This is a genomic window from Methylocystis echinoides, from assembly GCF_040687965.1.
In the GTDB taxonomy this organism is placed as follows: domain Bacteria; phylum Pseudomonadota; class Alphaproteobacteria; order Rhizobiales; family Beijerinckiaceae; genus Methylocystis; species Methylocystis echinoides_A.
In genome coordinates this window covers 89,039-108,276 of the sequence record NZ_CP156087.1, presented here as the reverse complement: position 1 = coordinate 108,276, position 19,238 = coordinate 89,039, and the positions used below count along the sequence as shown (strand labels likewise).

20 protein-coding genes are annotated in these 19,238 nt (G+C 61.7%); 18 read left to right on the top strand and 2 right to left on the bottom strand.

Translation table 11 applies throughout. The annotated features are described in order from the left end of the window. Window position 1: 1 nt before the first annotated feature. From RVU70_RS21425 to RVU70_RS21375, 11 genes are read left to right on the top strand one after another with little or no spacing between them, the layout of a single operon-like run. A complete protein-coding gene (locus tag RVU70_RS21425; protein WP_363352334.1) occupies window positions 2–298 on the top strand; it encodes a VirB3 family type IV secretion system protein in 297 nt (98 codons plus the stop codon). A 5-nt stretch (window positions 299–303) separates the two neighbouring features. Then, window positions 304–2,718 carry a VirB4 family type IV secretion system protein gene (locus RVU70_RS21420; RefSeq protein ID WP_363352332.1) on the top strand — a complete coding sequence of 805 codons (2,415 nt, stop codon included), beginning with the start codon at window positions 304–306 and terminating at the stop codon, window positions 2,716–2,718. Continuing rightward, window positions 2,718–3,521 (top strand): hypothetical protein, encoded by an 804-nt coding sequence (locus tag RVU70_RS21415; RefSeq protein ID WP_363352330.1) that lies wholly within the window; start codon window positions 2,718–2,720, stop codon window positions 3,519–3,521. The genes RVU70_RS21420 and RVU70_RS21415 overlap by 1 nt, the downstream gene beginning before the upstream one ends. Before the next feature lie 14 nt (window positions 3,522–3,535). Further along, window positions 3,536–4,249: a conjugal transfer protein gene (locus RVU70_RS21410; RefSeq protein ID WP_363352328.1), complete on the top strand. Its 714-nt coding sequence runs from the start codon at window positions 3,536–3,538 to the stop codon at window positions 4,247–4,249. A 4-nt stretch (window positions 4,250–4,253) separates the two neighbouring features. After that, entirely contained in the window at window positions 4,254–4,523 is a 270-nt protein-coding gene (locus RVU70_RS21405) for a hypothetical protein (protein WP_363352326.1), read from the top strand. Beyond that, window positions 4,520–5,611 (top strand): type IV secretion system protein, encoded by a 1,092-nt coding sequence (locus tag RVU70_RS21400; protein WP_363352324.1) that lies wholly within the window; start codon window positions 4,520–4,522, stop codon window positions 5,609–5,611. Before RVU70_RS21405 ends, RVU70_RS21400 begins: the two co-directional genes overlap by 4 nt. Then, complete coding sequence (locus tag RVU70_RS21395) at window positions 5,611–6,384, top strand: virB8 family protein (RefSeq protein ID WP_363352322.1); 774 nt, start codon at window positions 5,611–5,613, stop codon at window positions 6,382–6,384. The genes RVU70_RS21400 and RVU70_RS21395 overlap by 1 nt, the downstream gene beginning before the upstream one ends. Continuing rightward, on the top strand, window positions 6,381–7,199 hold the full coding sequence (gene virB9 / locus RVU70_RS21390) for a P-type conjugative transfer protein VirB9 (protein WP_363352320.1): 819 nt from the start codon (window positions 6,381–6,383) through the stop codon (window positions 7,197–7,199). The genes RVU70_RS21395 and virB9 overlap by 4 nt, the downstream gene beginning before the upstream one ends. Before the next feature lie 9 nt (window positions 7,200–7,208). Beyond that, window positions 7,209–8,510 carry a type IV secretion system protein VirB10 gene (virB10, locus tag RVU70_RS21385; RefSeq protein WP_363352318.1) on the top strand — a complete coding sequence of 434 codons (1,302 nt, stop codon included), beginning with the start codon at window positions 7,209–7,211 and terminating at the stop codon, window positions 8,508–8,510. Continuing rightward, a complete protein-coding gene (virB11, locus tag RVU70_RS21380; protein ID WP_363352316.1) occupies window positions 8,488–9,537 on the top strand; it encodes a P-type DNA transfer ATPase VirB11 in 1,050 nt (349 codons plus the stop codon). Before virB10 ends, virB11 begins: the two co-directional genes overlap by 23 nt. A gap of 14 nt (window positions 9,538–9,551) precedes the next feature. Beyond that, window positions 9,552–11,618: a type IV secretory system conjugative DNA transfer family protein gene (locus tag RVU70_RS21375; RefSeq protein WP_363352314.1), complete on the top strand. Its 2,067-nt coding sequence runs from the start codon at window positions 9,552–9,554 to the stop codon at window positions 11,616–11,618. Window positions 11,619–11,734: 116 nt separating this feature from the next. On the opposite strand, the gene RVU70_RS21370 is transcribed toward RVU70_RS21375, so the two are convergent. After that, window positions 11,735–12,154, bottom strand: a complete 420-nt coding sequence (locus tag RVU70_RS21370) for a DUF5615 family PIN-like protein (RefSeq protein WP_363352312.1) — start codon at window positions 12,152–12,154, stop codon at window positions 11,735–11,737. Beyond that, window positions 12,151–12,804: a DUF433 domain-containing protein gene (locus tag RVU70_RS21365; protein WP_363352310.1), complete on the bottom strand. Its 654-nt coding sequence runs from the start codon at window positions 12,802–12,804 to the stop codon at window positions 12,151–12,153. The genes RVU70_RS21370 and RVU70_RS21365 overlap by 4 nt, the downstream gene beginning before the upstream one ends. Window positions 12,805–13,151: 347 nt before the next feature. Between RVU70_RS21365 and RVU70_RS21360 the strand changes: the two genes are divergently transcribed. The 7 genes from RVU70_RS21360 (at window position 13,152) to RVU70_RS21330 (ending at window position 19,195) form a co-directional block, all read left to right on the top strand. After that, complete coding sequence (locus RVU70_RS21360) at window positions 13,152–13,304, top strand: hypothetical protein (RefSeq protein WP_363352505.1); 153 nt, start codon at window positions 13,152–13,154, stop codon at window positions 13,302–13,304. Between the two features lie 28 nt (window positions 13,305–13,332). After that, window positions 13,333–14,247, top strand: coding sequence for an ATP-binding protein (locus RVU70_RS21355; protein WP_363352308.1), 915 nt, complete (start codon window positions 13,333–13,335; stop codon window positions 14,245–14,247). A gap of 31 nt (window positions 14,248–14,278) precedes the next feature. Beyond that, the gene (locus RVU70_RS21350) at window positions 14,279–14,833 is read left to right on the top strand and encodes a hypothetical protein (RefSeq protein WP_363352306.1); all 555 of its coding nucleotides are present in this window, start codon (window positions 14,279–14,281) and stop codon (window positions 14,831–14,833) included. A gap of 61 nt (window positions 14,834–14,894) precedes the next feature. Further along, window positions 14,895–16,007, top strand: coding sequence for a CBASS cGAMP-activated phospholipase (locus RVU70_RS21345; RefSeq protein WP_363352304.1), 1,113 nt, complete (start codon window positions 14,895–14,897; stop codon window positions 16,005–16,007). 26 nt (window positions 16,008–16,033) lie between these two features. Next, complete coding sequence (locus RVU70_RS21340) at window positions 16,034–17,020, top strand: cyclic GMP-AMP synthase DncV-like nucleotidyltransferase (protein ID WP_363352302.1); 987 nt, start codon at window positions 16,034–16,036, stop codon at window positions 17,018–17,020. Further along, the gene (locus RVU70_RS21335) at window positions 17,020–18,750 is read left to right on the top strand and encodes a ThiF family adenylyltransferase (protein WP_363352300.1); all 1,731 of its coding nucleotides are present in this window, start codon (window positions 17,020–17,022) and stop codon (window positions 18,748–18,750) included. Before RVU70_RS21340 ends, RVU70_RS21335 begins: the two co-directional genes overlap by 1 nt. Next, a complete protein-coding gene (locus RVU70_RS21330) occupies window positions 18,728–19,195 on the top strand; it encodes a Mov34/MPN/PAD-1 family protein (protein ID WP_363352298.1) in 468 nt (155 codons plus the stop codon). Before RVU70_RS21335 ends, RVU70_RS21330 begins: the two co-directional genes overlap by 23 nt. Window positions 19,196–19,238 lie beyond the last annotated feature (43 nt).

The window sequence follows — 19,238 nt, the reverse complement described above, 5'->3', positions numbered from 1 at the left end:
GATGAGCAACGCCGATCTCGAGAAGCCGATGATCGTCCCGCTCGTCAAGGCGCTCACCCGGGCCCCGACCATCGTCGGCGTCCCCTACATGTATTTCATGTTCGAGATGGTGGTGACCTCGGTGATCTTCCTCGCCACCCACAACCTGCTCAACCTCCTCTGGATCATCCCCTTCCATCTCTTCGGCTACGTCATGACCTTGAGAGACGACCGGATCTTCGAGGTCCTGTTCGTGAGATCTTCCAAGTGCCCGCCGCGTTCCCGAGAATTTTGGGGTTGCGACTCCTATAAGATTTGAGGGGCTTGATGCTGCGGGCGCTGCAGGACCAGATGAGCTTTGGCGCGGTGTCGCGGCGGGAACGCCCGGTCTCGTCACACCTGCCGTATCTGCGCCACGTCGACGACTTTATCGTCAAATCCAAGTCCGGCCTCTTGATGAACTTCATCAAGCTGGAAGGCTTCTCGTTCCAGACGGCGGACTGGTCCAGCATTAACGTCCGCATGCTCGGCCGCAACGATCTCGTGCGCACGCTGGGCAACAGTCGCTTCGCGCTGTATTCGCATATCATCCGGCGGGAGATCGAACCGACAATCCCGTCGAGTTTCGATAACGCCTTCTGCCGGGAGCTCGACGAGCGCTATCACAGGGCGCTTTCGACGCGACGGATGTTCGTCAACGACCTGTACCTCACGATCATCCGCAGGCCCCTGCAAGGCCACGCCGGAACCTTTGAATCGCTGATGCAGACGGTCCTGGGCAAGAAGACCGGCGACGGCGGCTCCTTCGACCGGCAAGAAGCGCAAGCTGAACTGCGGGACGTTACGACGGCGGTCCTCTCCGCCATGTCCGCCTATCGTCCGCGCCTTCTCAAGGTCGTCAAGCGGGCAGGGGTCTGGTGCTCTGAGCCACTCGAATTCCTGGTGCAGCTCGGCAATGGCGCCATCCCGAGGCCGATGCACCTTCCCAGAATGTCGCTCGATCAGGCGCTGGCGACGAAGCGCGTGTTCTTTGGCAAGAACGCGCTCGAGATCCGCGGCGCATCGGCGAGCGAGACCCGTTTTGGCGCGGTGCTGTCGGTCAGGGAATATCCGGCGCAAACGGGGCCAGGCTTTCTCGACAACCTCCTCACCATCCCGCACGAATTGATCGTCACGCAATCCTTCGCAATCATCGACCGGCCCGTCGCCCAATCGCATATCGACCGCGTCGCGCGCCAGGTCGATATGTCGGACGAGGCGGGCTCCATTGTCGCCGAGCATTTGAACGACGCGCGGGACGAGCTGCTCGCCTCCGAGGCCCTTTATGGCGAGCACCATATGACGGTGCTGGCGTTGGGCCAGAGCATGCAGGAGGTCGACGCGACGGTCACGGCGGCAGGCGCCGCGCTCACCGACCGCTCCGTGATCTGGGTGCGCGAAGACCTCAATATGGAGCCGGCCTTCTGGGCGCAGTGGCCCGGAAACTTTCCCTATATCGCCCGGAACTCCATCATCAGCTCGAAGAATCTCGCAGGCTTCGTCTCCTTGCACAATTTCCCGAGCGGCTCGCCCGCCGGGAACCACTGGGGTCCGGCGATCTCGGTGTTCCAGACGGCCTCGCAAACGGCCTATTTCTACAATTTCCATGTCGCGGATCTCGGGAATTTCACGGTCGTCGGCCCCTCTGGCTCTGGGAAGACCGTGTGGCTTTCCTTCATCGCGGCGCAAGCCCAGCGGCTAACGCCGCGGCCCAAGCTCGTCTTCGTCGACAAGGACCGCGGCGCGGAAATTTTCATCCGGGCGCTCGGCGGCCAATATGAGGCGCTCGAGCCTGGAACCGCCACGGGCTTCAACCCGCTCATGTTGCCCGACGGCGGGGAGACGCGGGAATTTCTCTACCGTCTCTTCTCCTTCCTGTTGCGGCCCAAGGGCGGCGCGGACACGGATCTCTCGGCCACGGAAGAGCAGGTCATCCGCAACGCGATCAAGACCGTCGTCTCCGGCCCGCGGGAGGGGCGCAACCTTCCGGCTTTCCAATCGCTGCTGCGGGGACGCATTCAGGCGAGCGAGGGCGATTTGGCCTCGCGACTGGAGCCGTGGATCCGCAAGGACCAGAATGGCTGGCTGTTGAATAACCCCGAGGACCGCTTTTCGCTTAACGCGGTTTTCGGCTTCGACATGACGCGCGTCCTCGACAATCCGACAATCCGCACGGCGGCGCTGCTCTATATTTTTCATCGCATCGAGGAGCTGATCGACGGGACGCCGATCATGATCTTCCTCGACGAGGGCTGGCGGCTGCTCGACGACGAGATTTTCTCGTACTTTATCAAGGACAAGCTCAAGACCCTGCGCAAGCAGAACGGCGTCATTGGCTTTGGCACCCAAAGCGCCGCCGACATCGTGCGCTCCAAGGCCGCAAACACTTTGATTGAGCAGACCGCGACCAATGTGTTCTTCGCCAACGCCAAGGCGGATGACGATAGCTACCGCAGGGCCTTCCAGCTTTCCGACCGGGAAATGCGCTGGATCAGGGAAACGGCCCCCGAGGCGCGGTCCTTTCTGATCAAACACGGGCAGGATTCGGTCATCGCCAGATTGGACCTCGGCGGCATGCCGGAGTTCATCAAGGTGCTCTCCGGGCGCACCGAGACGGTTTCCGAGCTCTATTCGTTAATGGGGAAGGTCGGGAGCGCGCCCGAGGCCTGGCTGCCGGTTTTCATGGGAAGGCCGGCCTGATGCGCCTTCTCCTCACGTCAGCTTTTCTTCTCGGCTCAGCGACCGCCGCCCTCGCCGATATTCCGGTTGAGGACGCCGAGCAACTCACGCAGAAGATTCAGACCTCGGCGCTGACGACCACCCTGGTTCCGGTGCAACAAAAGCAGCGCGATGGACAGAAGGGGATCGATTGCGCGATCCACACCGGCCAAAGGGGCGCGGTGCAGAACAACACTGCGACGCCCAGTGCGTCCGCGGGCGCCGCCGCCGTCCAGAACTACGACCCGCAAAGCCCGGCTGCGCCCGCGACGAACGCCACGGGGGCGACGTTGGCGACGCAAAATTTCGGGTCGGCCGCGGGGGACGTCGTCGCGGGCAATACGGCGACGCAGGCGACGATCGTCAGCAACGGGCCGACCTACCAGAGCGCCTCCGGCCTCATCGGCGGGTCGCCGACGATCATGGCCGGCTATGACCAGAATTCCTCTGGCGGGACGCAGAACGGCGTCAGCTGGAACCAGGTGCTCGCAACGGCCAATCTGCTCGCCAGCGCCTATCACGCGATCAATATGATGCGCGTGTCGCAGGCGAGCCAGGCCGCGCGCGGCATGAGTTTTACGTCCTTCTCCTCGGGAAGCGGGCTTCTCGCCACCAATGCGATTTGCGGCGCTGGCTACCGCGGCGGCGGCACTGCGAATAGTCCCTGCATCCTGGCCTCAAGCCAGTTCTGCCAGTCGCTGCTCGACGGCGGCTGCGTGGAGCGCCGCGTCACCGATTCACTCGGAAACGTCATCGTTTATCTCGAACGCGCATCGTCGCATTAGAAAAAGGGCTTTGCATGAAACAGGCGATGTTGGCTTTCTGCCTTGCGAATCTTTTGCTCGTTCGCGGCGCGCATGCCCAGGTTCCGGTGATCGACGCCGCCAATCTCTCCCAGTCACAGCAGACGGCGACGAACACCAAGCAAATCCTCTCGACCGACCAGGACATCCTTTCCAATGTGCAAAAGACCCTGCAGGCCGTGACCGGCGACCGCTCGTCGCTGGCGCAGGGGCCGCTCGCGCAAATGGCGCTTGGCGGCGGCTTTTCGATGGGGAGCGCGCCGTCGCTCGGCTCGGTGATTTCAGGGGGCCCGCTGTCTTTCGCAGGGCTTGGCGGCGATTCTCAGCAAATCATCTCGTCGCTGATCAATGGGCTGAATCTCGTCAAAACACTGTCGGGGCTGCAAGGCGCGCTCCCGAGCGACAAGGCCTATCTCAATTCCTCGAACACAGCCCAACTCATCCTCGGCCTCATCAACTCGACGCAAGGGACGGTCAAGAGCGCCAGCAACGCCTACACATCCGGCGGGCAGCAGATCGGAAGCTCCCCCGACGTGAAAGGCTCGATCGATCAGAATTCGCAGATCCAGGCGCAGAATGGCCAATCGATCGTTCAGCTCAATGGCGCGGTCAACACCGCAGCGGCGGCGGCCAACCAGGCCAATCTCGACCGCATCGCCGGGCTTTCTGCCGCGGCCCGCGCCATGCAGTTTCGACCCTACGGACAATAGCGCAATGCGGCTTCTCTTTATGGCGAGCGCCGCGCTGATCGCGGCCGCTCTTTCTGGCTGCGGCTACAAGCCCTTAGAGGCGCCTTGCGCCATGTCCGAAGGCGGCATACCGACGGCGGAACAACCCATGCCCGAGCCGGCGGGCCCGCAACAGAACGCCGTGCAAGCCTTGTTCTATGCGGAGCCAGAGGCGGCGCGCGCGCCCGCGCCCTTCAGCTCCGCCGCCGGCGACTGCGGTCCCTTGCGCCCGATCAACGCGGAGCGGCTCAAGTGACCGTCCTGCAGAACTGCCCGGCGCAGAATTACGGGTCCGGAATCATTCCGCAGATCCTCTCCGGCGTCGACCAGACTGGCTGCACCTATGTCCAGGGCGCCTTTCAGGAACTCGCCCGAGATGTGACGGCGGGCGGGGCAGGGGCTTCGATCGCCTCGCTCCTCCTCATCTCCTACGTGATTTTTTGGGGTTTTGGCGTCTGGTCCGGGACCGCTACGGGAACTGCCACCGACGCCGCTTTCCGGCTGTTTCGCGCCTTTGTGATCTACGCGCTCGCAACCTCCTGGAGCGACTTCATGAGCTTTGCCTACACGCTCTTCAACGACGGGCCGGCGGCGATCGGCAATCGGCTGCTCAGCGTCGGCAACAATAACACTTACACATCGCCAAACGCCGTGGTCTCTGCGTTGGAAGCGATCTGGAACCAGGTCGCGCAAGGCTTTCAGCTGCATTTCGCGTTCAGCCTGCAATCCTTCGCCTCGGCCCTCGTCGGGCTCGCCTGCGTGATCATCATTGCGCTGTTTCTGGCGGTCGCCACCTTCACGATCATCCTCTCGAAGGTCTTTCTGTGGCTGATCCTCGGCATCGCGCCCTTGACGATCCTGCTGCTGCTTTTCGACGCCTCCTCGCGCTTCTTTTCCGGCTGGCTCTCCGCCGCCGTCATGTATGCGATGCTGCAGGTGCTGGTTTACGCCTTTCTCGCCTTCTACCTCACCGTCACGCAGCCGATCTTCGCGGGTCTTGGCGCCGCCATCAACAGCGGCCAGGTCGATTGGGGCGCGCTCGCGCCTTTCTTTCTCGTCGGCCTCACCGGCCTCTTCCTTTTGAGCCAACTCCCCGGCATGGCCGCGGCGATCGCCGGCGGCATTCCGCTTTACGCAACGACGATCGGCGGGCTCTGGCGCTCGGTTACGGCGAATGGCGCGTTGGTCGCCTCGGGCGCCTATCGCGCCCGCGTGCCTTTCGGCTACGGCGCGCGCTTCGGCGTCGATCGGTCGCTGCAGGATCGCCTCACACGGGCCCGCTACGAGCGCATCTACGGCCAGCGCGCGGCCGATGTGCTCGCCAAGAAAATGGACCGGATTTGATGATGTGGGAATTGCCGTTTCGCCACCTCTCCCGCAGGGCCCTGCGAGAAGAGTTCGCCCCCATTGCGCCGGACCATGGAGCTTCCGCGGCAAGGGAGGGCGCGCGCTACTACCAGGAGGGCGGGACTTGGGAAGAGGACCGGACGCTCTGGAAGAATTCGTCGCTCTCGATTGCCTGGATCATCGCCGCCGTGATGACCGTCATCGCGCTTGGCGCCATCGTCTCGCTCACAAGCCTCGCACCGCTCAAGACCTTTGAGCCTTATATGATCGTCGTCGACAAATCCTCAGGCTTCGTCGAGGTCAAGCGGCCGATGGCCGAGGGAGCGCTCAGTCAAGACGAAGCCGTCACCATGTTCAATGTCGTGCGCTATGTGAAGGCGCGCGAGACTTACGATCCCAAGGCGCTCAAGGACAATTTCGATCTCGCGCAGCTGCTCTCGACCGGCGACGCCGCGCGCGATCTCACCGAGATTTTCAGTCCGGTCAATCCGAAGAACCCGGTCAAAACTTTCGGTTCGACGACGGAGGTCGCGGTCTCCGTCAAATCGGTGACGTTCCCAAACCAACGCACGGCGCTCGTGCGTTTCGGCACGGATGAAAAATCCGCCTCCAACATTGTCCATCGCGATTGGGTGGCGCTCGTTCGTTTCCGCTATTCCGGCTCGCCCATGTCGAACCAGATGCGTTTCGACAATCCGCTCGGCTTCCAGACGACCGAATACCGCCGCGACCAGGAAACGGTCCCGACCGCGACGGGAGCCGAGAAGTGACCCGGCGTCTCGGCTTCCCCCTCCTTCTCGGCTTGCTCGCGATCGGCGCTCCGAGCCTCGCGCAGGCAGAGGAGTCGCCCTGGGCCGGGCGCTACGACGCTCGGGTGCGGGAGGTCAGTTTCCGCCCTGACGAGGTCGTCGCCATCAACGGCTCCTATGGCGTCTCCACGATGATCGTGCTGGGCGAGGACGAGAAGATCGAGACGTTGGCGCTCGGCGATTCGGTCGCCTGGAAGGTCGAGCCCAACAAGCGCGGCAACATCATCTTCGTCAAGCCGGTGGATAAAAACGCGTTTTCCAATCTGAACGTCGTCACGTCAAAGCGGATCTATTCATTCCTTCTCCGAGCGGATTTCCGGCAGGGCAGGGCGCAAGTGTTCAAGGTGCGCTTTCGCTTCCCCGACGACGAGGCCGACGCCAGGCTCATCGCCCTCGCCAAGGAGCGCGCAAGCTATCCCAACACGAAGAATTTCAACGTCGCCAACGCCAACAGCGATTACGCCTATAAGGGCTCCTCGCTCTCAAAGCCGACCGCGGTCTTCGACGATGGCGTCAAGACCTGGTTCCGCTTTGCGCCCGATCAGGAGACGCCGGCGATCTTCGTTGTCGACCGCGACCGCAAGGAGAGCGTCGTCAATTTCCACAAAGAAGGTCCCTACATCATCGTCGACAAGGTCAATTTCCAATGGACGCTGCGCAACGGCGCGGAAACGACCTGCGTCTTCAATCGGCGGCTGAACAATCTCCACGAACCTGACGGCCTCGAGCCCTATGCGCCCGAGCGCGTGGGCTTTAACGGCCTTCAATTTTGGTAAGGAGCGAACATGCCGTCGCCCGAACATTATCGTTCGCTCGAGCTCGAAGACGCGGCGAGAAGCTCGGTCCAGCGCTCGTCGCACGTGATGGGGAATTTCGTCAAAATCGGCGTCCCCAGCGTCGCGGCGCTCTTTGTCGGCTGGATGGTTTACGCCTCCCAGCATAAGGAGACGCGGCCGATGACCGCGCCGGAGAAAGAGGAATTCCACACCACCGCTTTTCCGGCGCCCGCGATCGACCAGCGCCCGAATCTGGATCTCGGCAAGATGACGGCTCCGCCGCCACCCCCAGCCGCCGAGGTTCCCCCGCCGCCGGTCGCCCCTCCAACGCCTCTTGTCGCGCCGCCGGCCTTCGAGACGGAGAGCGAACCGAAAGTCGACGACGCCGAGGCCCGGCGTCTCGCCGCGGAAGAGGAGCGGCGGCGATGGGAGAGGCTGCGCGCGCCCCAGCTCGTCGCGGATGGCGCACTCGGCGCGGCGGCTGGGAACAATGAGCAGGCAGCGGGCAGCGCCTCGGAAATCGCGGACGACGATCCCAACCGGCGCTTTCTCGCCCGCGCCGGTTCCGCCGGCGTCGATCGATCCATCGCGACGAAAAATGAGCGGATCGACGCCCTCGTGCCGCAAGGCACGATGGTCCGCGGCGAGTTGCTGACCGCGATCCAGAGCGACCTCCCAGGCTCCGTGAAAGCCATCACCCGCGAAGACGTCTGGTCCTTCGACGGTCGCCGCGTGCTCATCCCCTCGGGATCGACGCTGATCGGCGAATATCGCTCCGGGCTCGCCCGCGGGCAGACGCGGGTTTTCGTGGTCTGGACGCGGCTGTTGCGCCCCGACGGCGTCTCCGTTCAGCTGGGCTCCCCGGGGACCGACGACCTTGGCCGCGCGGGTAACTCCGGCTTCCTCGATAATCACTATGTCGAGCGTTTCGGGGCGGCAGTGGCGCTCAGCGTCATCGGCGGCGTCTCGCAATTCGTCGCGACGCTTGGCCAGAACGTCAACAGCTATCAGCAACAAAGCCAATATGTGCTCGATCCCCTCACCGGCCAGCTCACGGCGGTCACGACGCTGCCCAATCAAAATCTGATCAACGCCCGGCAGATCGGCGCGCAGCAGGTTTCGCAATCCTTGACCCGTCTCTCGCAAGAGGCGCTCCGGGATTCGATCAACATCCCGCCGACCGTCTATGTCGACCAGGGCGCGCGCATCGTCGTCTTCATCAAGAAGGATCTGGACTTCTCTCTATTTTATCCCGACCCCGTCAAAGAGGAACTGAGGGAGCTACGCCGTGAAGCCAAGGCTCGTCGATAGGGACGCCGACGCCCATACGGTCTTCCTCGAGGACGCGCTCGGGCCGCTGCGGCAGTGGCTGAACGACGAGACCGTCGTCGAAATCGTCTCCAATGGCCCCGGCGAGCTCTTCGTCGAGATTATGGGCGAGTCGTCGATGCGGCGCATCGAGGCGCCTGCGGTCACGAGCGATTGGATAAGGCATCTCTGCGAGCGCGTCGCGGGCTTTTCGCACCAAAGCGTCAACAGCGAGCATCCGCTGCTCTCGGCCGCGCTCGCCACCGGGGAACGCTTTCAAGGGGTGCTACCGCCGGCGACGACCAACGGCGGAGCCTTCGCAATCCGCAAGCAGGTGATCAAGGAGCTGGCCCTCGAAGATTATCGGCGGATGGGCTCCTTCGAGCGGGTCAAGGTCTCTGCCGGCGATGAACTGTCCGAGATCGACCGCGCGCTCTGCGAGCATTTGGACGCGGGGCGCATCGAGACCTTTATCCGGCTCGCTGTCTGTAATCGCTATTCCATCTTGCTTTCCGGCGGCACGTCGTCGGGCAAAACCACCTTCCTCAACGCCATTTTGAAGGAGGTGTCTGTCGAGGAGCGGATCGTCACGATCGAAGACACCCGCGAGGTGAAGCCGCTGCAGAAAAACTTCCTGCCGCTCGTCGCCTCCAAGGGCGACCAGGGCCAGGCGCGGGTGACGATCGAAAGCCTGCTTCAGGCCGCCATGCGCCTGCGCCCGGACCGGATTTTTCTCGGCGAGATCCGGGGTTCCGAGGCCTATTCCTTCCTGCGGGCGGTCAACACTGGCCACCCGGGTTCGATCACGACCATTCACGCCGACAGTCCCGCGGGCGCCTTCGAGCAGCTCGCGCTGATGGTCATGCAGAGCGGGCTCGGCCTGCGGAAGGACGAGATCATTTCCTATGTGAAGACGGTCCTGCCGATCGTGCTCCAACAAAGCCGGCTGGGCGGCTGGCGCGGGACGTCTGAGATTTATTTCTCGCGCATGGCGGCCTGGAAGCAGGACGCCGCAGCGCGGGCGCGCTGAAAGGTCGGCCGCTGATGACGCGGGAACATCTCGAGCGGCTGGTCATTGGGCTATTCTTGTCCCTCGCCGCGGCGCTGCTCTGGGTCGTGCCCTATGCGATTGTGACCGGCCTTCGCTCCGGCTTCTCCAGGCCTGCGCAGAAATGGGCGCTTCTCAAGAGCGTCGTGACGGAAAATCCCCGCTTCGACCTCGAGCAGTTTCCGCCTCTCTCCTTCGATCACGGGTTTCCGCTCGCCTATAAGCATTTCTATGTCTATGCGCAGGACGAGCGTGTCTCCAAACTTGCGCTGGAAAACGGCGCCATTGCCGCCGGCGTGGTTCTTGCGCTCTTTGTCGCCCTTGCAGTTTTTCTCTACGCGAACCGCAAATCGACGCTGCATGGCGACGCGCGCTTTGGAACGCTCTCTGAGGCGCGCCGCGGGGGGCTGGCGGCGAAGAACGGCATTATCGTTGGCCGCCTCAACGGCCATATGCTGGTCTCGGACGATCCAGGCCACGTGCTGATCGTCGGCCCGACCCGCACCGGTAAGGGTGTGAGTTTTGTGATCCCGAACGGTCTCGCCTGGCCGGGCTCCATGGTGACGCTCGACATCAAGAGCGAGAATCTGAAATCCTTCGGCGCGGCGCGCGCGGCCAAGGGCGACGCTGTGTTTGTTTTCGCGCCGGGCTCGACCTCCTCCCACCGCTACAATCCACTCGACTATGTGCGGCCCGGCCCCGAAATGGCGACGGACTGCGCCAATATCGCGAGCTTCCTCGTCGCGACGGGATCGGTCGAGAATGATTGGACACTCGCCGCGCGCAAGACCGTCGCGGCGCTGCTCGGCTATGTGATGACCAGCATCCATTTCGAGAAGGCGCGGCATATTCGCTCGGCGGTGCGAGTCATCTCGACTGGGCACGACATCGCCGACGTGCTCAAAACCATCGTCGCGACGGAAAATGACGGCTCCGTTCCCTCCTGGGTGCTCGACGCCTTCAATCAATTTGTCGCGATTCCCGATCGCACGCGCGGCTCGGTCATGTTCAACGTCAACAACGCTTTCGCGCCTTGGGATTCGCCGCTCATCTGCGCCGTGACGGAGACATCGGATTTCGACATCCGTAATCTGCGCCGCAAGCGCATGTCGATCTTTATCGGCTCGCCGCTCGCAGATCTCGAAAGCTATCGTCCGCTCATTCGGATTCTGTTTCAGCAGATCCATGACGTGCTGATGCGCGATCTCCCCGGCGCCGACGAACCGCATCAGGTCCTTCTGCTCCTCGATGAATTCTACGCGCTCGGTAGGATGTCGTCTCTCGCCTCGAAGATTGCTGTCAGCGCTGGCTATGGCTTCCGCATGGCGATCGTGTTGCAAAACATCTCCCAGCTCGACGAGACCTATGGCAAGGCGATGCGCGAGACGCTCGTCGCCGGAGCGGCGCTCAAGCTCTTCGTCGCGATCAACGACAATGAGACCGCAAAATATGTCTCGGACGCGCTCGGGACGTACACGGCGACGCATACGACGAAGATGGTGGGATCAGGCCTGTCTCAGTCTCGCGTCTCGCTCGGGCACATGGCGGCGCCGCTGCGTCGGCCGCAAGAGCTGACGCGGATGCCGAAGGACAAGTCGATCCTGCTCGTCGCCAATGCGCGGCCATTCGAAATTGGGAAGGCTTATTTCTTTCGTGATCGTCGGATGCGCCACCTCATGGAGCAAACTGGGATCGTGGCGATCGAGCGGCCTAGTTTGCAGCGCTGGTTGGAGCCCGCGGCGTGGCTCGAGGCCACCTTGAAGTCAGAGCTCGGCACGAAGGCAAGGCAGGTCGAATCAGGCGCGATCCCCGCCGCACCCGCAAGCGAGGGATCAGTTGTCGGAGTGCCGACAGGAAACTCAGATGTCGAAAGCGTTCAGAATAAACACACGACCCTCGACGTAGTGATTTCGGACGCTATCGCCGGGATAATCGCCGAGGCACAACGGGTGAGCGGCTATCCCTCCTCAGAACCTGGCGACGAAATTGGTTCCGCTCTGAAGGATTTGACGGCAATTGCAGAAAAAATTCAGAAAGATTGGCGCGCCGCATCGATCCAATAGCGCTCAAAGGTATCGCATCAGGCGCATTTTCAACGGGCCCTACGGTCCCAATCTGCGGACCGCTGACTTCCAATCAGCCGACGACAAACGCTGACGCCGGCGCTAAAACATCGCCGTCAGGCTCCCACCGCCGGAAGCTGATAACGCCGGATGTCTATGGCGCTCTCGTCCATCGTGATTTCCAGAACCTGGTTGACGAGGTCAGCGTCGGACTCAAGCTCGTCCAACGCCTGCTCAAAAAGCTCGAGCTGCATGTCCAGATCCATGCCCGGTGGCCCATTGAGGCAAATCAGCCCGGCATGGATCGCGACGTCGGCATATTGCCCCTTGGCGCCGGGCTTTTCGGCAGAGCCACGGAAGTCCACGGAGTTTTTCGTGACGAAGGTCCAGTCATTCTGCAGGATGAGAGGCTTCAGCTCCCAATCCTTCAGGCCGGCGCGCCCCAACCAAACGATATGGGACGACTCCCCATATCCTCGCGCCTGGGCAAGCTTTGTCAGTTCCGGACTCAGGCACTCGTCGATCAGGAACTTCATCCAGCCTTCCCACGACGAGGAACTCTCCGTTCGGCCACGATGACTGCGCCCTCAGGCAACTCGTCGCTCGACCGGGGGCGACCCCGAGGGGGGTTAGCTTCGGCGTAAATTGCGGCGAGCTCCACCTGGTTCTCGTCGAGCGACGGATAGGCCGCCAAGATGCGCTTTGTCGGAAGGCCAGCCTCCACACAGGCCGCGACGTCATAGACGGGGACGCGCGTGCCGCGGACGATTGGCGCTCCACCGAGGATCTCCGGGTCCGACACGACGAGTTGACGCGCGGCGGTCAGACGATCCATGCGCTCCTTCGTGCGTCGAACAAAAGGGGCAAGGTCGATGGTGAGAAACTCATCTCGCACGATCCAATCCTCGTCGATAAGAGAAGAAAGGGCACGGGCACGAAACCTGCGCAGGCGCGATCCGACCTCACGGATGGCGAACAGACGCTCCTCGGACGTCAGCCGTTTAGCGCTATCGAAGTAGAATGCGATCAGCGTGCAGGCCGTCGCCGCGACACGCCGACCGTCGTCGAGCGAGAAGAACCCCTCCGGCAGGATGCGCTCGTCGATCACCCGGTTGACGTCCCGGAGCGTGACGCGAGCGACCATGGCGGCCTCGGTTGGCTTGAGCATGTCCGCAGCAGAGCCCATCCCGGCCTCCAAGATAAGTCTTCCGATGGATCGGAATATATATCGCAAGCGCGCGAACTTCAATCGGCGGGTGGTTCATCGCCACAGAAGCCAGCCAACATCTCTGGCAAGAACCGACGAAGGTTAACCAGCGCCCCTTTCAGACAATTCGCAAATCAGCGACTTGAGCTTATCATTGGTCGACCTAAAGGTCTGTGCCGTGTCAGCGGCTTCCGCCGAGACCTTGGCTCGGCCGCAAGGGAAGGCTTTCACTTGCGCTTTCAGATAGCGGGGCTGGCGCTTCTAATCAGCGGGCCGTTGACTTCAAAATAGCCGGGCACAATAGTCCCGATTGTCGGGATTCGGGAATGGTTCGAGTGGTGCTGCCCTGGTTCACCAAAGCGCTGAAACGGATCGTCAAAACGGCCAAGCTGCATTTTCTCGAATCCGGCCTGCTGGCGACCGTGTGCGGGCTCAGCTTGCCGGAGTGGCTCAGGCGCAGGCAACTTGAGATAGAATAAAGGGCCGACCCCGGACGAAGGGTGCCAAGTGCGCTGCACCGTGCTTTTCCCCTCCACTTGGATCAACGCAGATCGGTTTGAGACCGCGCTGCGGGCTTCTTACGGCCCGCACGACCCGAATACGCACGAAGTCACGTTCCATTTTCCCGTCGGCTGCAAGATCATGATCGATGGTGCGATCCGGCTGCTTTCGCTAGCCAACCAACTCGTGGCCTCGGCGCGCCGCGTCCACATGACCTTCGAGGAAGGTGAAGCCGGAACGATGGGCTATCTGAACCGGATGGGCTTCTTCGACCACCTTGCAAAGGCGGTGGACGTATCGCCTGAGCGTCCTTTTTACTCCAGTGCCAAGCTACATCGCGGCGGCAACAGCATGCTGGTCGAGATCGCCCGCATTAACAAGGATGCCCGCGATGACGACCTGCCCACCCGTTTAACGGACGCGATCTCCTATGCGTGTAACAGCCGCGCGGACGTGGATGAACTCAAGGGAGCAGCCTGGACGATCTTCGCTGAGCTGATCGACAACATTTTTGCGCACAGCGCGACGCAGCTCGATGGCTATGCGGCGCTTCAGGTCTATTCCGGCGGCAACCGCCTGTCCGTTGCCGTGTCGGACAGCGGTCTCGGGATCATGGAGACTTTGCGCCCGTCGCTCAGGATCGAATCACCCAGACTGCACAATCTTTCTGATCTCGATCTCCTTGTCGAAGTGTTCCGGCGGGGCATCTCCAGGCATGGCGCCGACCGTGGATGCGGTCTGAAGGGTTGCGCCGCCAAGGCCATAAAGTTCGATGCCCAGCTGGACGTGCGCTTGCCCAACCAGCGCGTTCTTCTCAAACCGGCACGCGGCACCTACGAGCCCAACCGCGCTTACTGTTATGAGGGGCTGCCGCTGCTGTGGGGAACCCACATTGCGTTCGCCTTCGGGCTGACACCTTGACGGCGACTCCGAATCTGCTTAAATGAAGGGGATGAACGAGGTGACCACGCGGGTGCTTGCTCTTCGCGCACATATGGATCGCCCCGAAGGATGGGGCCGCAGCCAGGGGCGGCAAGTGTATCAGCGTCTCCTTCAGTTCGTGGAAGACAATCCAGGCACGGTTATATTCCAGATTTCGATGAAGGGTGTGAAGCGGATCGATATCTCGTTTGCCTCTGAGACCATCATCGAGCTGGCGCGGCGGTTTCGCCGTACCAAGGGGTTCTGTCTCATCGATCTGACCGACCCGGATATGGTCGAAAACATCGATGCGGCGGGCGAGAAGAAGGAACAGCCGATGCTGGTCTGGGCCGGGAAGTCCGCCGAGCTAGTGGGTATGAAGCCGAAGGAGGGAACGCGCGAAGCGTTCCAGTTCGCCATGGGTCGTTCGCAATCACGGGCCTCAGAATTTGCTGTGCAGAAAAACCTGTCGATTGCGAATGCGAGCATGAAGTTCAAGCAGCTTTGGGAGCAAGGCTTCCTCCTCCGGCGCGAAAGCGCAGCGGATACAGGCGGCGTTGAATTCGTCTACTATCGCATCGGGTAGATTTTTTTTGGAGACCGTTAAACTGATTCACTGAACGAGATCTGAAGGAAGTCGCGCTCTCATGATCAGTCAACCGCAGCCGTTTCGTGTGCTGAGTCTCGATGGAGGCGGCATGCGCGGCACATACACTGCCACCTACCTCGATCGGGTCGGATCTACGTTCGCTAAGCGCCGCGGGCTGGAAACTTTCGACATTGGTGCTGCTTTCGACCTGATTGTCGGCACCAGCACGGGGGGCATCATTGCCTGTGCGCTCGCGAAGGGCGTGCCTCTCTCGGAGGTGGTTAGGCTCTATCAGGAGCATGGCCCGCAAATCTTTTCGCGGCCTCTGCCGACTGGCTTGTTGAGCATCGCGCTCGACATTTCTGCGCGCTCGGCCGCTTTGGCTAAGGGCACGGATGTGCTTCGCAAGGCTCTCGAGGATCGTCTCGGCACGACGACGCTGGGCGAAATGTATGCGACGCGCGGCATTGCTCTCGCCATTCCCGCCGTTGAAATGAGCCAGCATCGCGCCTGGGTCTTCAAGACACCGCACCTTAAGGATACGACGAACCACCGCGACGATAATTATGCGCTGATTGACGTATGTCTCGCCACGTCGGCCGCGCCGGTCTTTCGCTCGATGGCGCCGGTGAACCATCCAGAGAACGGGGCGTCTGGCTTCAACATCTTCGTCGACGGCGGACTTTGGGCGAACAATCCCGTTCTCGTCGGCCTCGTCGACGCTCTCGAAATGACCGCGCCAGGACAGGAAATCCAAATCTTCTGCCTCGGGACATGCCCTTTGCCGGCGGGCGAGCAAATTGCGAAATCCGCCGTGCATCGCGGACTGCGCGAATGGAAATTCGGCGGCGAGGCCGCGAGCCTTTCTATCGATGCGCAGCAGTTCGCCTACGATCACGTGGCTAAGAAGCTAGCACGTCATGTTGACCGTAAGTGCACTATCATCCGCTTCCCGAGCGAAAAGGTGCCCGCCGCCCTGATCCCGTATCTCGGACTCGATGAAACTCGTCCTGAGGCTATCGCGGCGCTCGTCAACCAGGCCCGCACGGATGCGGACATGACCAACAGCAAGTGCGCCTCCGCGAACAGCGACGCTGAGGCAGCTCTGATCTGCTCCCTGTTCGACGCCGTCGTTCCGACGACGTGCTCGCCCACCATGATGCGCAAGTGACTCTGCCGCAGGCGGAGCGCACAAACATGCGCGCTCGCCGCGATGCCAACCGCGATCGCCTAAAAAAAGGCCTGAAGGGCAAGAATAAGCCTGCACCCCGCGAGTTCGCTAGCCAGGGTAGCTACGCCATGAAGACGATGGTGCAGCACCCCGGCAAAGACTACGACATCGACGATGGTGTCTACTTCGACAAGGAGGCACTGGTCGGGGATCGCGGCGCCGAGCTAACCGCTCTCCAAGTGCGCCAGATGGTGCGCGATGCGCTGGATGATGGATCCTTCGCGAACCCGCCTGAGGTGCGTACGAATTGTGTGCGGGTCTACTACAAGGCTGGTTACTGGGTAGACGTGCCGGTTTATCGGCGCGTTGCGGCCAAGGATTTTTGGGGGAATGTCGCTTACTACCACGAACTCGCCAGCGGCGATTGGAAGCGTTCCGATGCCCGCGACGTGACTGCCTGGTTTGAAACGGAAAACACGCGGCAGAGCCCCGATACCGGAAACGGCCGTCAAATGCGGCGTGTGATCCGGCAAATTAAGAAATATGCGCGCAGTCGCGAGAGCTGGAGCAGCCAGATTCTGAGCGGATTTGGCATCACTAAGCTCGCAAGCGAATGCTTCCGCGGGAATGCCGCCCGCGAGGATCGCGCCCTCTATGACACGATGAAGGGCATCCGCGACCGCCTCAATCTGAGCCTCGTTGTAGCGCACCCGGTGACGCCGGATGGAACCATCACCAAAGGCACAGACGATGCCCGCGCTCGCTTTCTGCGCAACCGCCTCACGGAGGCTGTCGACAACCTTGCGCCCTTGTTCGATGCGGATTGCACGCGCGCCAAGGCGCTCAAGTGTTGGGACAAGGTCTTTGCCACCACGTTCTTCAGCGACCGCGCCGGGACTAACTCGCAGGCGAGGGCCGGACTCCTGAAGGTCGCTTCGGTCGCGCCGTCTGCGGGGGCGTTCAGCTTCCCGAACGTGCCGAGGGTGGACTATAAGCCGCGCGGATTCGGCTAATGTGGTTCATCCGCAACCCGGACCGCCTGAAATCCGAGCTCGAGGGTATCGAAACTCTCCGCGATGGTAATGCATGGATCGGTGCCACGACCAATAGGATGCTCAAAAGCCTAAAGTTCGGCGTGGATTTTGATCTGGCCGTCAATGGCGAAACCCTGCCTTTCACGCTCGAGTATCCAGCCTTCTTTCCCGAAACACCGCCTTCGGTGATTCCCCGGGACGGGCGCCGCCATTCAAGCCACCAATACGGAGCAGGCGGCGAGCTGTGCCTCGAATTCCGTTCGGACAATTGGGATCCGTCGATCACCGGCGCCATTATGATTGAAAGCGCCTACAGGCTGCTTTCCGGAGAGCATCCCACGGTGGGGGAGCGCGCCGTCGTGCCGAGTGCCCATCAAGAGACCCTCGGGCAACTGTTACGTGGGTCCGGCTGCCGCTTCCTGCTAACGCACGAATTGAAGGCGTATGCCGCCACCCTCCCGGCAGGCACAGGTCATCTGTGTAGTATTGTCGAAATCCACGGGCCGAACAGGACGTGGGCAGCGTATGTAGCAGCTGTCGGGACTCCCTCCGACCTGACTTGGCGTGAAAACACCATCCCTGCACGGAGCGATAAGGGCGAGCCAGCATTACTGATCCGCGTTGCCTCGCTTATGGATCTGCCGATCTCCGATCAGCAGGATCTTGATCCTCTGATCGCCGCCACGCCGTGTGATGGGTTTGTGCCTGCGGACGAGAATACGCGGACACGCATCACCGTCATTGCTGATGCCCAAAGTGCACGCCTTTACTACTCGTTCCGGCAGGAAGGCGTCTGGCGTCTTATACCTTACAGCACCATCGACCTCACCAACGCGACCGCGCGCCTGCCAGAAACCTACGGCGGACTAGCGTCCAAGAAGGTTGGCGTCGTCGGTGCGGGCTCCCTGGGCTCCAAGATTGCCGCTAGTCTCACACGAAGCGGGGTCGGCTCGTTTGTGCTGGTGGATGACGACATCTTGACGCCGGGCAATCTTGTGCGGCACGAACTGGACGCGGGAAGCCTCGGCGCGCACAAGGTCGATGGTCTTGAATCAAGACTTCGCGCCGTTGCTCCGGGCGTGAATGTCAGCGGTCGCCGCGTGGTCCTCGGCGGACAGGAATCGTCGGGCACAACGGCGTCCGTTCTAGACGAACTCGCGACATGCGATCTTCTCGTCGATGCAACCGCCGATCCGCAGGCGTTCAACTTCGTGGCTTCGGTTGCGCGCCAGTTTCTCCGTCCGATGATCTGGGCGGAAGTCTATGCCGGCGGAATTGGCGGATTTGTAGGTCGCCTGCGGCCGGAAAATGAACCACCACCACACGCGGCAAGGCGCCAATATCTCGCATGGTGTCGCGATCAGGGCGTGCCCTGGCATGGTGAAGGCGACCGGTACGACGCTCAGCGCGAGGACGCACCGCCTCTCGTGGCCGACGATGCCGAAGTGGCGGTGATCGCCGCACACGCAAGCCGCATGGCTGTGGATGTACTCATACGGCCTGACACATCAGCTTTTCCTCATCCCGGCTATGTCATCGGCCTTTCGGCGGAGTGGATTTTCGCCGAGCCGTTCGACACACGCCCGCTCGACTTCTCCCCTGAGGGCGAGTGGCGGATCGAAATCAGCGGTGCGCAAGTCGAAGCCGCCGTTGAGTATGTCCTCTCACTTTTGGATCACAGTGTCGATGCAGATCGAACTGACACCTGACGTCGAAACCGGATTGCGCAGGTCCCTGCGATCCGCGGGCCGGTACGAAATCGGGGGCATGCTTTTCGCTGAACAACTGGCGATGAGCCGCTTTCGCGTAATGGATTTTTCCGTGGACCTCTATTCCGGATCACATACGAATTTCCACCGCGATCCGCATGCGCACGAGCAGGCTCTCAATGCCTTTTTTGAGCGCACCGGCAGGGACTTTTCGAGATTCAACTATCTCGGTGAATGGCACTCCCATCCCTCTTTCTCTGTCCGCCCGAGCCCTGAGGATGTCGCCACCATGACAGAGCTGGTGTCGGATGAACGCAGCGCCATTTCCTTCGCGGTCCTGCTCATTGTCCGGTTGCGGTTCGGCTTTTGGCTCGATCGCTCTTGGACGATTTTTGCCCCGCATATCCCCCCGCAAGCGCCGAAGCCAACTGTGCGCTGGATCTAGACGGTGGCCGAACCGTCGAGCAATTATGATTGAGGGTCGATTG

What these genes read in the sequence shown, in the direction of transcription:
- RVU70_RS21425 (WP_363352334.1), top strand. Translation starts at nt 2, where the DNA reads ATGAGCAACGCCGATCTCGAGAAGCCGATGATCGTCCCGCTCGTCAAG.
- RVU70_RS21415 (WP_363352330.1), top strand. Translation starts at nt 2,718, where the DNA reads ATGCGCCTTCTCCTCACGTCAGCTTTTCTTCTCGGCTCAGCGACCGCC.
- RVU70_RS21410 (WP_363352328.1), top strand. Translation starts at nt 3,536, where the DNA reads ATGAAACAGGCGATGTTGGCTTTCTGCCTTGCGAATCTTTTGCTCGTT.
- RVU70_RS21405 (WP_363352326.1), top strand. Translation starts at nt 4,254, where the DNA reads ATGCGGCTTCTCTTTATGGCGAGCGCCGCGCTGATCGCGGCCGCTCTT.
- RVU70_RS21395 (WP_363352322.1), top strand. Translation starts at nt 5,611, where the DNA reads ATGATGTGGGAATTGCCGTTTCGCCACCTCTCCCGCAGGGCCCTGCGA.
- virB10 (WP_363352318.1), top strand. Translation starts at nt 7,209, where the DNA reads ATGCCGTCGCCCGAACATTATCGTTCGCTCGAGCTCGAAGACGCGGCG.
- RVU70_RS21375 (WP_363352314.1), top strand. Translation starts at nt 9,552, where the DNA reads ATGACGCGGGAACATCTCGAGCGGCTGGTCATTGGGCTATTCTTGTCC.
- RVU70_RS21370 (WP_363352312.1), bottom strand. Translation starts at nt 12,154, where the DNA reads ATGAAGTTCCTGATCGACGAGTGCCTGAGTCCGGAACTGACAAAGCTT.
- RVU70_RS21365 (WP_363352310.1), bottom strand. Translation starts at nt 12,804, where the DNA reads ATGGGCTCTGCTGCGGACATGCTCAAGCCAACCGAGGCCGCCATGGTC.
- RVU70_RS21360 (WP_363352505.1), top strand. Translation starts at nt 13,152, where the DNA reads ATGGTTCGAGTGGTGCTGCCCTGGTTCACCAAAGCGCTGAAACGGATC.
- RVU70_RS21350 (WP_363352306.1), top strand. Translation starts at nt 14,279, where the DNA reads ATGAACGAGGTGACCACGCGGGTGCTTGCTCTTCGCGCACATATGGAT.
- RVU70_RS21345 (WP_363352304.1), top strand. Translation starts at nt 14,895, where the DNA reads ATGATCAGTCAACCGCAGCCGTTTCGTGTGCTGAGTCTCGATGGAGGC.
- RVU70_RS21340 (WP_363352302.1), top strand. Translation starts at nt 16,034, where the DNA reads ATGCGCGCTCGCCGCGATGCCAACCGCGATCGCCTAAAAAAAGGCCTG.
- RVU70_RS21335 (WP_363352300.1), top strand. Translation starts at nt 17,020, where the DNA reads ATGTGGTTCATCCGCAACCCGGACCGCCTGAAATCCGAGCTCGAGGGT.
- RVU70_RS21330 (WP_363352298.1), top strand. Translation starts at nt 18,728, where the DNA reads ATGCAGATCGAACTGACACCTGACGTCGAAACCGGATTGCGCAGGTCC.